Annotated in this window: 11 protein-coding genes and 2 pseudogenes; 2 read left to right on the top strand and 11 right to left on the bottom strand. The window is 67.9% G+C overall.

The features are described 5' to 3' along the window. Positions 1-96: 96 nt before the first annotated feature. Positions 97-663 carry a 16S rRNA (guanine(966)-N(2))-methyltransferase RsmD gene (rsmD, locus tag ACQ86A_RS10060; protein WP_431276963.1) on the top strand — a complete coding sequence of 189 codons (567 nt, stop codon included), beginning with the start codon at positions 97-99 and terminating at the stop codon, positions 661-663. A 45-nt stretch (positions 664-708) separates the two neighbouring features. Here the strand turns inward: rsmD and thiL are convergent. Beyond that, positions 709-1,709: pseudogene (thiL, locus tag ACQ86A_RS10055) on the bottom strand (thiamine-phosphate kinase). A gap of 24 nt (positions 1,710-1,733) precedes the next feature. Between thiL and ACQ86A_RS10050 the strand changes: the two are divergent. Further along, entirely contained in the window at positions 1,734-2,276 is a 543-nt protein-coding gene (locus ACQ86A_RS10050; RefSeq protein WP_431276962.1) for a DUF3515 family protein, read from the top strand. 10 nt (positions 2,277-2,286) lie between these two features. Here the strand turns inward: ACQ86A_RS10050 and ACQ86A_RS10045 are convergent, their stop codons facing one another. From ACQ86A_RS10045 to ACQ86A_RS10000, 10 genes and pseudogenes are all read right to left on the bottom strand, one after another. Continuing rightward, positions 2,287-3,378: a D-alanine--D-alanine ligase family protein gene (locus ACQ86A_RS10045; protein ID WP_431276961.1), complete on the bottom strand. Its 1,092-nt coding sequence runs from the start codon at positions 3,376-3,378 to the stop codon at positions 2,287-2,289. Then, entirely contained in the window at positions 3,281-4,396 is a 1,116-nt protein-coding gene (locus ACQ86A_RS10040; protein WP_431276960.1) for an NAD(P)H-dependent glycerol-3-phosphate dehydrogenase, read from the bottom strand. Before ACQ86A_RS10040 ends, ACQ86A_RS10045 begins: the two co-directional genes overlap by 98 nt. A gap of 16 nt (positions 4,397-4,412) precedes the next feature. Further along, complete coding sequence (locus ACQ86A_RS10035; RefSeq protein WP_431276959.1) at positions 4,413-5,204, bottom strand: lysophospholipid acyltransferase family protein; 792 nt, start codon at positions 5,202-5,204, stop codon at positions 4,413-4,415. A 7-nt stretch (positions 5,205-5,211) separates the two neighbouring features. Beyond that, entirely contained in the window at positions 5,212-6,582 is a 1,371-nt protein-coding gene (murA, locus tag ACQ86A_RS10030) for a UDP-N-acetylglucosamine 1-carboxyvinyltransferase (protein ID WP_431276958.1), read from the bottom strand. Further along, positions 6,579-7,178 carry a 3-isopropylmalate dehydratase small subunit gene (gene leuD / locus ACQ86A_RS10025; RefSeq protein WP_431276957.1) on the bottom strand — a complete coding sequence of 200 codons (600 nt, stop codon included), beginning with the start codon at positions 7,176-7,178 and terminating at the stop codon, positions 6,579-6,581. Before leuD ends, murA begins: the two co-directional genes overlap by 4 nt. Continuing rightward, positions 7,178-8,669 (bottom strand): annotated as a pseudogene (gene leuC, locus ACQ86A_RS10020) (3-isopropylmalate dehydratase large subunit). The gene leuD and the pseudogene leuC overlap by 1 nt, the downstream one beginning before the upstream one ends. Before the next feature lie 152 nt (positions 8,670-8,821). Then, the gene (locus tag ACQ86A_RS10015; protein WP_431276956.1) at positions 8,822-9,310 is read right to left on the bottom strand and encodes an FHA domain-containing protein; all 489 of its coding nucleotides are present in this window, start codon (positions 9,308-9,310) and stop codon (positions 8,822-8,824) included. Positions 9,311-9,347: 37 nt separating this feature from the next. After that, entirely contained in the window at positions 9,348-10,748 is a 1,401-nt protein-coding gene (locus ACQ86A_RS10010) for a transglutaminase-like domain-containing protein (RefSeq protein ID WP_431276955.1), read from the bottom strand. 29 nt (positions 10,749-10,777) lie between these two features. Continuing rightward, complete coding sequence (locus tag ACQ86A_RS10005) at positions 10,778-11,695, bottom strand: hypothetical protein (RefSeq protein WP_431276954.1); 918 nt, start codon at positions 11,693-11,695, stop codon at positions 10,778-10,780. After that, complete coding sequence (locus ACQ86A_RS10000; RefSeq protein WP_431280353.1) at positions 11,692-12,921, bottom strand: DUF58 domain-containing protein; 1,230 nt, start codon at positions 12,919-12,921, stop codon at positions 11,692-11,694. The genes ACQ86A_RS10005 and ACQ86A_RS10000 overlap by 4 nt, the downstream gene beginning before the upstream one ends. Positions 12,922-13,047 lie beyond the last annotated feature (126 nt).

Raw genomic sequence — 13,047 nt, 5'->3', positions numbered from 1 at the left:
CTTGCTCGGCTAGAGGTCCCGCCGCTAGGCCGTGAGGTGGGAATTGCGCCGACATCACGGGTGCCGCGTGAGAGATCACCTAGGCTCGGAGGCACAATGACACGAATCGTCTCAGGTTTCGCCGGATCGCTCGCCCTGCAGGTGCCGAAAAGCGGGACACGGCCGACCAGCGATCGCGTGCGCGAGGCCATCTTCTCGGCGCTCGACGCCCGGGACGAGCTGCGCGGCGCCCGCGTGCTCGACCTCTATGCCGGGTCAGGCGCTCTCGGTCTCGAGGCCGCGAGCCGTGGCGCCGCAACGGTCATGCTGGTCGAACGCAACGCCGAGGCGGCCGCAGTCGTTCGCAAGAACATCTCGGCGCTCCTCAAGGCGGCGCCCAAGGATGCGAAGCCCAAGATCGAGGTGCGCTCGACGGCCGTGCAGACGTTTCTGACCGGCTCGGGATCGACTTATGACCTGGTCTTCATCGATCCGCCTTACGACCTCGAAGAAGACGACATCCGCGACGCGCTGCTGAAACTGGAGCACCGTCTCGCGCCGCACGCCACCGTCTGCCTCGAACGCAGCACCCGCTCACCGGAGCCCGTTCTCCCGCCGGGACTCGCGCTCGACCGGCGCAAAGACTACGGCGACACGGCGCTGTATTGGATAACACCCGCCTGACCACGCCCACCTGACCAGGGCCGTCTGACCTGAGCCGGACCGGTGTCAGCCGCCCTGCCCGTTCCACCCGACGTACGGGTCCCACCCACCGCGCTCGTCGAACGTGTGCCCGCCGACGAGCAGCCCGGTGCCGACCGCGACGCGCCCGATCCGCCGAAAGCCTCCCGGGAGTACCGCCTCGGGAGGGAAGGTTGCGAGAAGGCCGTGGTCCTCGCCCCCGGTCAGCGCCGTGTGAACGTCGTCGCCCAGCGCATCCGGATCGAGATCGATGGCGACATCGCTGGCCTCTGCGACACGCCGGGCGTCGAGCGCCAGACCGTCACTCAGGTCGAGCATCGCTGTGGCCCCTGCGGTCGCGGCGAGCGGCCCGTCGGCGATCGGTGGGCGTGGGCGCAGCTGAGCGGTGACGGCCTCAGGATGCTCGCGCAGCACATCCTGAAACCTCGCCCGGTCGGGCTCGCCGTTCTCGTCCACGGCGTGTTCGAACAACAGCCGTAGCCCTGTCGCCGCGACTCCGAGGTCGCCGGACAAGGCGACGACATCGCCGGGTCGCGCACCCGCTCGCAGCACAGGGCGACGACCCTGCAGATCGCCGAACGCCGTCACCGCGATCGTGAAGGTATCGGACACGGAAAGGTCTCCCCGACCACGCCGCAGCCTGGCGCGAGCCCTTGGCAGGCATCCCGAAGTCCGTCGGCGAATTCGAGCAGGTCGGCAACCGGTGTCGATCTCGGAGCGGCGATCGCGACGACGAGAGCGGTCGGCAGCGCGCCCATGGCGGCGACGTCGGACAGGTTCGTCGCCGCGGCCTTCCAGCCGAGGTCGTACGGTGCCGACCAGGCCCAGCGGAAATCCGGGCCGTGCACCATCATGTCGGTGGTGACCACGTAGCGGCCGTCGGGCGCTGCCAGCACGGCCGCATCGTCGCCCGGGCCGACGATCGTCGCTGACGACTCGGGCAGGCGCGGGAAAATCAGCTTGAGGGTCTCCCGCTCGGAGGCCTCGCCGAGGGTCGGACCGGCGGTGGCGCTCCCAGACATCGTCATGCATCAAACGGTAGCCTGAAACCGATGCCCAGACGCCACACCGCCCTCGCGGTGATCCTCGCCGCCGCCCTCCTCTCGCTCACCGGATGCGCCCCGATCGTCGCACTCGACGCCGCGCCCGACTCGAACGATCCCGGTTGTGCAGAGATCAGCGTTCGCTTGCCCGACAGTGTCGCGGGAAAGGAGAAGCGGGAGACGAATGCGCAGGCGACCGGGGCATGGGGAACGCCCACGGTGGTGCTGCTGCGGTGCGGCGTGAAGCCGATCGGGCCGACCACCCAGCCGTGCGTCAACGTCAACGGCATCGACTGGGTGTTGATGACGGATCCCGCTGCCAAGACGATCGTCTACCAGACCTTCGGACGGGTGCCCGCCACCGAGCTGATCATCGACCACGTCTCCGGCGTCTCCGACTCCGCCGTGCTGCCCGAGTTCTCGGGTGCCATCGCGAAGGTCAAGCAGACCCAGAAGTGCCTGTCGACGTTGGACACGGATCCGGGGAGCACGGGGACACCCGCGCCCACCCCCACAGCGACACCGACACCTGCGCCGACGACCGGCCCGTAATCCGGAGGTCTCAGGCCGCGCGGGCGAGGGCGACCGAGATGAGTTCGTCGATGAGGGCCGGGTAGCTGAGCCCAGACTCCTGCCAGCAGCGAGGGAACATCGAGATCGGGGTGAAGCCCGGCATCGTGTTGATCTCGTTGATGACGAAGCCGTCTGCGGTGAGGAAGAAGTCGACACGGGCGAGTCCCTCTCCCCCGATGGCGTCGAACGCCTGCACACCGAGCGCCTGCATCGTGGCGAGCTCTTCGGCGGTCAGGTCGGCTGGGCAGACGAGGTCGATCCCGGGCGCATCCAGGTACTTGGCGGCGAAGTCGTAGAAGTCGCGACCCGTGACGACGATCTCGCCGGCGACGGATGCGCGCGACGCTTCGCCGGGGCGACCGCCGAGCACCGCGATCTCCACTTCCCGACCGGCCACCGACGACTCGATCAGCACGCGGTCGTCTTCGGCGAACGCCGTCTCGATCGCGGCGTCGAGCTCGGACGCCTGCTTCACCTTGCTCACTCCGACGCTGGAGCCGGCGCGAGCGGGCTTGACGAAGGCGGGGAGGCCGAGCTCCGCGGCCGCGGCACGCACCGCATCCGGATCCGTGCGCCACTCGAACGCGGTCACCGTACGCCAGGGCGCGACGGGGATGCCCGACTGCTGCAGGACGGTCTTCGTGAAGTGCTTGTCCATGCCGAGAGCGCTCGCGAGCACGCCGCTACCGACATACGGAAGGTCGACCAACTCGAGAAGGCCCTGCACCGTTCCGTCTTCGCCCCAAGGTCCGTGCAGGATCGGGAAGACGACGTCGACGTTGCCGAGCGTGCGGGTCACGCCGTTCTCGGTGACCGACAGCTCGTGCGTCGAGGCGTTCTCCGGCCACAGGATGCGCGTGCCGTTGTCCTCGACGGTGGGCAACTTCTCCGCGTTCAGCGCAAACAGCGAGGCGTCGTCGGGCTGCAGCGTGAAGGTGCCGTCACGGGTGATGCCGATCGGGATGACGTCGTACTTCTCGCGATCAATCGCGGTCAGCACTCCCGCCGCCGTTGCGCAGCTGATCGAATGCTCGCTTGAACGCCCTCCGAAAAGAAGAGCGACTACGAGTTTGTCCGTCATCCAGTGTCCTTTCGCCCTGAGGCTCGTCTGAGTCGGTGGTGAGGTGCGGGGCGATGTCTTTCGGGTCGAGCGTACCGGCCAGCACCTGGCTGACCTGGCGGACGATCGGCATTTCGACTCCGCGCGCCTCGGCGAGGGTGAGGATGGGCGCCACCGACGCCAATCCCTCGGCGGTCTGGTTCATCTGCTTCACGACGTCGTTGAAGCTGTAGCCCTGTCCGAGAAGCCGGCCCGCGGTGTTGTTGCGGCTGAGCGAGGATTCGCAGGTCGCGATGAGGTCGCCGAGGCCCGCGAGTCCCGACAGGGTGACGGCCTCCGCGCCATACGCCACGGCGAAGTCGGTCATCTCGACGAGTCCGCGCGTGATGATCGACGCCTTGGTGTTCTCGCCGTAGCCGACGCCGTCGACGATGCCGATGGCCACCGCGATGAGGTTCTTGAGCACGCCGCCGAACTCGGTGCCGATGACATCGGTGTTCACGAAACTGCGGAAATACCTGTTGGTCGCCGCCATGGCGACAGCCTGCGCGGTCTCCAGGCTCACGGATGACACGACCGCGGCAGTGGGCTGCTCGCGCGCGATCTCCAACGCGAGGTTGGGTCCGGATGCGACGGCGATGCGTTCGGGCTCGATCGGCAGTCCCTGGGCGATGACCTCGCTCATCCGGAGCCCGGTGCCCTTCTCGACCCCCTTCATGAGGCTGACGACGACCGTCGACGGGCCGAGGAACGGGGCGATCGCCTCCAGGTTCGAACGCAGGGTCTGACTCGGGATGGAGACGAAGACCTGTTCGGCATCGCGCATCGCGTCGCCGATCTTGCTCGTAGCGTGCAGGTTGCGGGGCAGGTTGATGCCCTCGAGATAGTCGCTGTTCCGCTTCACCTCGTTGATCTCGCGAGCGAGTTCGGGACGACGTGCCCAGAGAGTGACGTCGGCACCGCCGTCGGCGAGGATTTTCGCGAAGGTCGTTCCCCAGCTACCCGCGCCGAGGACGGCGACACGGCGGGGGGCGATCACAGGAGCCTTTCTCGAGTCAGCTCTCAAAGCGTCCCGTCTCCTTCTGGTCGTGCTCGGCGGGGTTCCACCGGTTCGTGGGCGCCTTCTCGCCGCGGAGGTCTTCCAGCAGCGCGGTGATGGCGTCCATGATGGCGGCGGTCGCTTCGTTGAGCGTCGCCGAGTCCAGGTTGCGCCCTCGGAAGGCCGACAGGTCGACGGGGTCGCCGAACTTGACCGTGACCGTCTTGCGCGGGAAGAAGCTGATCTTCTTGCCGTACCGGGCCATGACCTGCTGAGCACCCCAGTGCGCAACCGGGATGACGGGGATGTCGTGCTCGAGCGCCATTCGCGCCGCACCGGTCTTGCCTCGCATCGGCCACATGTCGGGGTCGCGCGTCAGCGATCCCTCGGGATACACGATCACGATGCGGCCGTCGTCGACGATCTGCTGAGCGGCCTGCAGTGGAGCGGAGCCACGGACCGAGCCCGCACGCTCCACAGGCACCTGACCGGACTTCTTCAGAAACCAGCCGACCACCGGAACCTTGAACAGGCTCCCCTTCGCCAGAAAGCGGGGCACGCGACCGAGGTGCCAGCTGACCATGCCTACCAGAACCGGGTCGATCTCCGTGTAGTGATTCGGTGCGACGACGAAAGCGCCCTTGCGGGGCAACTTGTCGCCGTCGGTGATCTTGAATCGCACGCCGATGCTCATGATCGGGATGACGATCCCGGCGAGCACCCAGAAGATCGAGGGCTTGCTCGTCTCCTTGCGGGGCAGTTTCACGGACGCGGGCGCAGGCTTCTGCTCTGAAGAAGGTCGGGACACGTCCCTATTATCCTTCGAGAGTGAAGTCGGCTCCCAGCAGTTCGAGCTTGGTGATGAAGTTCTCGTACCCGCGGCTGATGATCCCGACGTTGCTGACGGTCGAACGTCCCTCGGCGCTGAGCGCCGCGATCAGGTGGCTGAAGCCGCCGCGCAGGTCGGGAACGACAATGTCGGCGCCGTGCAGCGGCGTCGGGCCGGAGATGACGGCCGAGTGGTTGAAGTTGCGCTGACCGAAGCGGCACGGGTGCCCGCCCAGGCAGTCCTTGTGGATCTGGATGGTCGCACCCATGTCGACGAGGGCGTCCACGAAGCCGAAACGCTGCTCGTACACGGTCTCGTGCACGATCGAGACACCGTTCGCCTTGGTGAGGGCGACCACGAGCGGCTGCTGCCAGTCGGTCATGAAGCCGGGGTGCACATCCGTCTCGATGACGACCGGCTTGAGCTCGCCACCGGGGTGGAAGAAGCGGATGCCGTCGTCGTGGATCTCGAACGCGCCGCCGACCTTGCGGAAGACGTTGAGGAAGGTGAGCATCTCGGGCTGGCGCGCGCCGCCGACGTAGATGTCGCCGCCGGTGGCCAGTGCCGCGGCGGCCCAGCTGGCTGCCTCGTTGCGGTCGAACAGCGCGGTGTGGCTGTAGCCGACGAGCTTGCTGACGCCCTCGATGCGGATCACGCGGTCGGTGTCGACCGTGATGATCGCGCCCATCTTCTGGAGGATGTTGATGAGATCCATGATCTCGGGCTCGATCGCCGCGCCCTTGAGCTCGGTGATGCCCTCGGCACGCACGGCGGTGAGGAGCACCTGCTCCGTCGCGCCCACGCTCGGGTACGGGAGCTCGAGCTTGGCGCCGTGCAGACCGTTGGGGGCGGTCATCCGGATGCCCGTGGGCAGCTTGTCGACGATCGCGCCGAACTTGCGCAGCACCTCGAGGTGGTAGTCGATCGGGCGGTCGCCGATGCGGCAGCCGCCGAGGTCGGGGATGAACGCCTCACCGAGGCGGTGCAGCAGCGGTCCGCAGAAGAGGATCGGGATGCGGCTGGAGCCGGCGTGCGCGTCGATGTCGGCCATGTGGGCGATCTCGACGTTGCTCGGGTCGAGCAGCAGCTCGCCGACCTCGGTGCCGTCGGTGACCTTGACGCCGTGGATCTCGAGAAGACCGCGGACGACCCGCACGTCGCTGATGTCGGGGACATCGCGAAGCACGCTCGGTCCCTCGCCGAGGAGGGCCGCGACCATCGCCTTGGTGACGAGGTTCTTGGCGCCCTTCAGTTCGATCCGGCCGCGGAGCGGAATGCCGCCGTTGATCGCGATGCGATCGCCTTTGAGGCCAACGCTGGCTCCTGCCGCCTGGGCGTCCTGAAGAAGTGAGTTCAAAGTTTCACCGGTAACGTCTTAGGCCGCCAGTTTTCACGGCGGGCTTCGAATTCTGTGATGTGCGCCTCGTCACGCAGGGTCAGACCGATATCGTCCAGCCCTTCGAGCAAACGCCATCTAGTGTAATCGTCGATCTCGAACGAGACTGTGAGATCACCGACGCTTGCAGTCTTGGCAACCAGATCGACCGTCGCCTCTATTCCCGGGCTCGCCTCGACGGCCTGCCAGAGACGTTCGACGTCCTCCTCGCTGATCTGACCCGCGAGGAGGCCCTGCTTGCCCGCGTTGCCGCGGAAGATGTCACCGAATCGCGGGCTGAGCACGGCGGAGAAGCCGTAGTCGCGCAGCGCCCAGACGGCGTGCTCACGCGAGGATCCTGTGCCGAAGTCGGAACCGGCGATGAGGATCTTGCCTGCGCGGTACGGCTCCTGGTTCAGGATGAAATCGGGATCCTGGCGCCAGGCGAAGAACAGAGCGTCGTCGAAACCGGTCTTCGTGACGCGCTTGAGGAACACCGCCGGGATGATCTGGTCGGTGTCGACATCGGAGCGGCGGAACGGGACGGCCACGCCGGAGACGGTCGAGATCTTTTCCATCAGGCGCCCACCTTCTCTCCGGTGCGCGTATCCGTGCTGCCATCGGTCGGCGTGTCGCCGCCTTCGTCGCTCTCGAGGTCCCACGGGCTGGACAGCGTTCCGCGCACGGCCGTCGCCGCCGCGACCAGCGGCGAGACGAGGTGCGTTCTGCCGCCCTTGCCCTGCCTGCCCTCGAAGTTGCGGTTGGACGTGGAGGCGCAGCGCTCCCCGGTGCGAGCTGGTCGGGGTTCATCCCGAGGCACATCGAACAACCGGCGAACCGCCACTCGGCGCCGAACTCCTCGACGATCTTGTCGATGCCCTCGGCCTCGGCCTCGATCCGCACCCGGGCACTGCCGGGAACGACCATGACGCGGACGCCGTCGGCCTTCTTGCGGCCCTTGATGACCGAGGCGAAGGCTCGCAGGTCTTCGATCCGGCTGTTGGTGCACGAACCCATGAAGACCGCATCCACCGGGATGCTCTTCATCGGCGTTCCCGCCTCGAGATCCATGTACTCCAGGGCGCGCTCGGCGGCGGCACGCTGGTTGGCATCGGCGATGTCGGCCGGGTTCGGCACCGACTGGCTCAGCGAGACGCCCTGGCCGGGGTTGGTGCCCCAGGTGACGAACGGCTCGATGTCGGCGGCGTCGAGGTAGACCTCGGCGTCGAAGACGGCGTCGTCGTCGGTGACGAGCGTGTTCCAGTACTCGACGGCGTCGTCCCAGTCCTGACCGGCGGGCGCGTGGGGCGACCCTTCAGGTAGGCGTACGTCGTCTCATCCGGAGCCACCATGCCCGCACGGGCGCCGGCTTCGATCGACATATTGCAGATCGTCATCCGGCCCTCCATCGAGAGAGCCCGGATGGCGCTGCCGCGGTACTCGAGCACGTAGCCCTGACCGCCGCCGGTGCCGATCTTGGCGATGACCGCGAGGATGATGTCCTTGGCCGTCACGCCGGGACGCAGGTCGCCCTCAACCGTGATCGCCATGGTCTTGAAGGCCTTGAGCGGCAGCGTCTGCGTCGCCATGACGTGCTCGACCTCGCTGGTGCCGATTCCGAAGGCCATCGCCCCGAACGCACCGTGGGTCGACGTGTGGGAGTCGCCGCAGACGACGGTGATGCCGGGCATGGTGAGCCCGAGCTGCGGACCGACCACGTGCACGATGCCCTGCTCGATGTCGCCCAGCGAGTGCAGGCGGATGCCGAACTCCTCGGCGTTCTTGCGCAGCGTCTCGATCTGAGTGCGGCTGGTGAGGTCGGCAATCGGCTTGTCGATGCCGACGGTCGGGGTGTTGTGGTCTTCGGTGGCGATGGTGAGGTCGGGACGGCGCACCGGCCGGCCGGCCATCCTGAGCCCGTCGAACGCCTGCGGGCTCGTGACCTCGTGCACCAGGTGCAGGTCGATGTAGATCAGATCGGGCGAACCGTCTTCGCCCTTGACCACCAGGTGGTCACGCCACACCTTCTCGGCCAGCGTGAGCGAGGTGTGCTCTGAATCGGTACTCATGGGTGTTCGTAACTCCTTGCTTGCTTCGGTGGTCAGCCAACGACGAACTCCGCGACGAGGGAGGCCTGGAAACTAGGACCCGTCGCGGCAGCTAAGGAGGAGCAAACCGTCAAGCACGTTTTCAGGGTAGCACCGGTTCACGGCTGCACCTTTCAGCCTCGCTGGACGCGCACGGCGAAGCGTCCCAGGTGCACCGTCGAGCCGTCGACCACCTCGGCCGGGGCTCCGGGCGTGATCGTGGTGGCGACCCCATCCGGAGCCGTGATCGATACGCCGTTGGTCGAATGGACGTCGGTGACGCGCGCCGTGTCGGCGATGACCTCGAATGCGGCATGGGTCTTCGAGACCGACGCGGCGGGGTCGTCGACGGCTATCAGTTCGGCTTCACCCCACTGCCCGAAGCGAACAGGGTTGCGCCCGAGGAGAACAGTGTCGGTGAGTTCGACGACCCGACCGGACGGCAGAACAAGTTGCCAGCGTCGAGCGGCGGGCTCGGACGGCGTGAGGGCCGGGGCTGCTACAGGAGGGAGGAACGGCGGCAGTTCGCCACTCCGTGCCGGGGCGCGACGGGTCTCCGTTCCCGTGTCCTCGCGAGGCGGGATCAGGTTCGGCGGGGGAACGATGAAACCGGACGAGTCCACCAGGCCACTATAGGGCTACGCCTTGCGTGGCCGACGGCTACGCCTTGCGTGGCCGACGATACCGGAAGGCGGCCAGCCGAGCCCGGAGTCGCCCGGCGGATGCCGTCGCCGCGGCCAACGCCGCATCCGCCGCGTGCCAGGTCTCGTGCACCCGCTCGTCGGAGACGACGCTGCCGTCGAAGACCGCGGCGTCGACCTGGCCGGCCAACGGGCGCAGTCCGCCATCCGGAACCTGCAGATTCTGCGCGGTCGACTGCGCTTCGAGCGCCGATGCGGCCTGCAGCCTCGTCGCGTTGCGCGGCATCGTCAGGCCGAGTTCGGCGTATCCGTCGGTCAGTTCATCCCAGGCTCCCGCCGCTCGCCGGTCGGGAGGGCCCTGCGTCTCACGAATGCGACGACGCCGACGCTTGAGCGCCCCGATGATGAGCAGCGGCACGAAGTAGAGGATTAACGGGATGCCGATGACTCCAGCAACGACCCACGCCCAGGCGGGCAGAGCGAACGCGCTCTGGGCCTCCTTGCGGTCGTTGTCCTTGGTCTTGACAGGTGTGAGGAGTTCCTGCGGCTTCGGATTGTCGGGCGGCGGCTGGCGCACCTGCGGTTGCGGTTCGAGCTTGGGTTTCGTGGTCTGGTTCTTCGGCGCGTCCGTTTTCGTCGGCGTCGGGAAGAAGGGCACCCACCCGACACCGTCGAAAGCGACCTCGTCCCAGGCCGTCACATCGTTGCCGGTCACGGTGGTGGTCTGCCCGGCGGCCACCTTCGGTGCGAATCCCATCACGACCCGCGTCGGGTAGCCGAGGCGGCGCGCCATCAGTGCGAAGGCGCTCGCGTACTGCTCCTGATCGCCGACCATCGGCTCCTGCGCGAAGAGGTCGGTCATCCGGTCGGCGCCCTCGCCCGCACGGGAGGGAACGGGGTCGGACGCGCGGCCATGGCTGAGGTACCCGAAGGTCTTGAGCGACCGCTCGATGTTCCGCAGCTTCTGGATGGCCGTCGTCGCCGTTCCCGCGTACTCCTCGGCCTTCGCCGACACGACGTCCGGCACATTGGTCACGGGAGGGAGCGTGAGCTTGGCCGGCGCCACGCGGGCGAGCGCCTTGTCGTTCGGGACCTTCTGAGCGGTGGCATCGACCGTGTAGCGGAGTCCTGCGGCCACGCCACTCGTGATGGCCGTGGTGCCCGTGGTCGTGTTGACCCGGACGCCGGGCGCAGGATCCGCGCCCTGGTGGGCGTCGAAAGTGAGCCGGTCGACGTAGCCGACGGTGGGCATCCAGACGTCCGAGTACGCGTCGATGCTGATGGTCGCGGTCGATCGGGCCCCGGCTGTGAACAAGGACGGCATCGGGATGGTGCTGCCGAGCAGTTCGAAGCTCCCGGATGCGTCGCTGCCCGAACTCGGGTCGGTCACGTTCCAGACGACGCCGTTGTAGCTGTCCATCGTGGCCAACCGGATGAGCTGCCCGCTCGTCAGACCTTCGGCGGTGAAGAGCTTCGTCTTCTCCAGGTCTTTCGTGTACTCGCGGAAACCGGCGAGGGGCTCGGGTAGTCGAGCGGGTCGAACGGCGGAGTCACCTCTTGACGCAGGACGAATCGAGAGTCCGCCGGCGGGGCGAGCAGCGAGCCGGCCACGGCGCCGACCGCGACGGCACCGAGAACGACCGCCCCCGTACCGACGAGACGGCGGCGCCGGAGACCGGGATCGACGACGGATTCGACTCCGCCGACCCGACGGCGGCGCCAGCCGAGCCACAGCAGCGCGATCGCCCCGAACAGCACGCCGCGCACGCCCGCGAAGTAGGGATCGCTGGTGCCGAGCAGGATGCCCGCCAGGAACAACAGGATGGGCCCGGTCAGCAGCACGGCCGGACGGCCGACGCTCCGGTCACGCGCCGACGGGAGCCAGCGCACCGCGAGAGTCACGGAGACGAGCGCTACCAGCCAGCTCGCGAAGTACGGTACGACCGCAACATAGGGCGGCGCTTCAAGCGGTGCCTGCAGGGTGACGGCGTCCGACCACCCGAAGACCGCACCGATGACGAGGCCCGACAGGCTGTCGAGGGAAGGAAGGACGACCAGGGTCGCTTGAGCGGGCATCGCGAGCGGCGTTCCGAACACGAAATACGCTGCCAGAGCTATGGCGATCGAGATCGGCACCGACAGCCGCAAGAGCCGGCACGCGATCGCGGCGCCTCCCCCGACCACCAGGCCGCCGAATGCCGCCAGTACGAACGAGAAGTGACCGAATGCCGGCTCGAAGCCCAGCACGGCCAGAACGCTGAGCGTCAGGATGACCGCGACGTCGATCCATGTGGTCGTCCCGAGCCGGTCGAATGAGGTCGTCCGGGCCGGACGAGCAGTCGTCGTGCGGGAGGTCGTCGCCGTCATCGACCCGCCCGTTTCAGAAGGGCCGGGAGTTCGGTCAGTGCCGAGACCGATGCGAGCATGGTGCCCCCCAGCCTGCTCAGACGAGGTTCTCCACCGACGTCGGCACGGACCGCCACGATCTGTGTATCGGTTCCGAAGACGGTCGTCGCGGCGCGGAGCTCGGTGGCAGGCAACTGCGAGCCGGCCACGAAGACCACCAGGCTGGGGGCTGGGAGCCGCACCGTCGCCTGCCGGACGAAGTCGCGCAGGCTGGCGTGCATCCCTTCGACCGGCTGGATGCGACAGGAATCGTCGAGCAGCGCCGTCGGCGTGACGACCCGGAGCGCCTGGCCTTGCCAGACGGCGTCGATCTCGGTCTCTTCGCGGATCACCTGGCAGCCGATCGATGCCATCACCGAGACGCCGAGCTCGAACTCCTCGTCGGAGGCGTAATGGGAGCGCTCCGCGTCGAACACGAGCAGCAGCTGCGACCGGCGCGTCTCCTGGTACTGCCGCACCATCAGTTGCCCGGTGCGGGCGGACGTTCGCCAGTGGACGTTCCGGATGTCGTCGCCGGGCTCGTACGTGCGCAGGGCGTGGAACGCGAGATCACTGTCGGTGATCACCTTCGTGGTCTGGCCCTCGAGATCCCGCACCAGTCCTCGTGCGGTCGCAACGAGCCGGGTGGTCTTCGGATGCACGAAGAGCTCGACCTGCTCGGTCCACTCGGTCGTGCGCCTGAGCAGGCCCAGCTGGTCGCCGCGCACCGACAGCGCCGGGCCGGCGAGGATCAGAGCGCGGCGGGCCGTGGGGACGGCGAACAGCTCCTCGCTCTCGGCGCCGGGAGCGAGTCGCGGAACCATGAACTCGGCGAGGCCTGAGCCCACCGGAAGCTCCATCCGGGTCGGGAGCACGGCGCGCGAACCTGTGTTGCGCACATTCATGCGGCCAAGTGCTCGATCGCCGGCGACGACTCGGCGAGGATTGAGCTCGATCGTGACCGCGTACGTGGATCGACCGAAGACGAAGGCCAGGGCGATCAGGAACGCTGCGACCAGAGTCGCGCCGAGAAACGCGAACTCCGCCCAGCCGAGCGTCAGGGTGACCGCGAACGCGACCAGCGCTCCCCCGAGCACGATCCAGCCGAGCGGGCTGACGACCGCGAACACCGGGCCTACGCGGGCTGCGAGCGCGTGCCACAGGGGACGGATGCGGTGACCGACGGCACCGGAGGCGCGCACGAGCATTCCGCCGACCTGAGCGAAAGCGACCCGGCTCTGCGAAGATGCGGGCGCGCGACGTCGCCGACCCGCTGCCGGTTCCGCACCGGAGGGGGCGCGGGCGTCGGCGGCGTGCCTGGCGTCGTGGGGGTC

Origin of the sequence: Leifsonia poae, assembly GCF_050632195.1 — a bacterium.
Classification (GTDB): Bacteria; Actinomycetota; Actinomycetes; order Actinomycetales; family Microbacteriaceae; genus Leifsonia; species Leifsonia poae_C.
The sequence above is the reverse complement of the archived record's forward strand: the minus strand, read 5'-3'. Positions and strand labels throughout refer to the sequence as shown.

Coding starts and splice junctions, on each gene's coding strand:
- rsmD (WP_431276963.1), top strand. CDS start 97: ATGACACGAATCGTCTCAGGTTTCGCCGGATCGCTCGCCCTGCAGGTG.
- ACQ86A_RS10050 (WP_431276962.1), top strand. CDS start 1,734: ATGCCCAGACGCCACACCGCCCTCGCGGTGATCCTCGCCGCCGCCCTC.
- ACQ86A_RS10045 (WP_431276961.1), bottom strand. CDS start 3,378: ATGACGGACAAACTCGTAGTCGCTCTTCTTTTCGGAGGGCGTTCAAGC.
- leuD (WP_431276957.1), bottom strand. CDS start 7,178: ATGGAAAAGATCTCGACCGTCTCCGGCGTGGCCGTCCCGTTCCGCCGC.
- ACQ86A_RS10010 (WP_431276955.1), bottom strand. CDS start 10,748: ATGGACAGCTACAACGGCGTCGTCTGGAACGTGACCGACCCGAGTTCG.
- ACQ86A_RS10005 (WP_431276954.1), bottom strand. CDS start 11,695: ATGACGGCGACGACCTCCCGCACGACGACTGCTCGTCCGGCCCGGACG.
- ACQ86A_RS10000 (WP_431280353.1), bottom strand. CDS start 12,921: ATGCTCGTGCGCGCCTCCGGTGCCGTCGGTCACCGCATCCGTCCCCTG.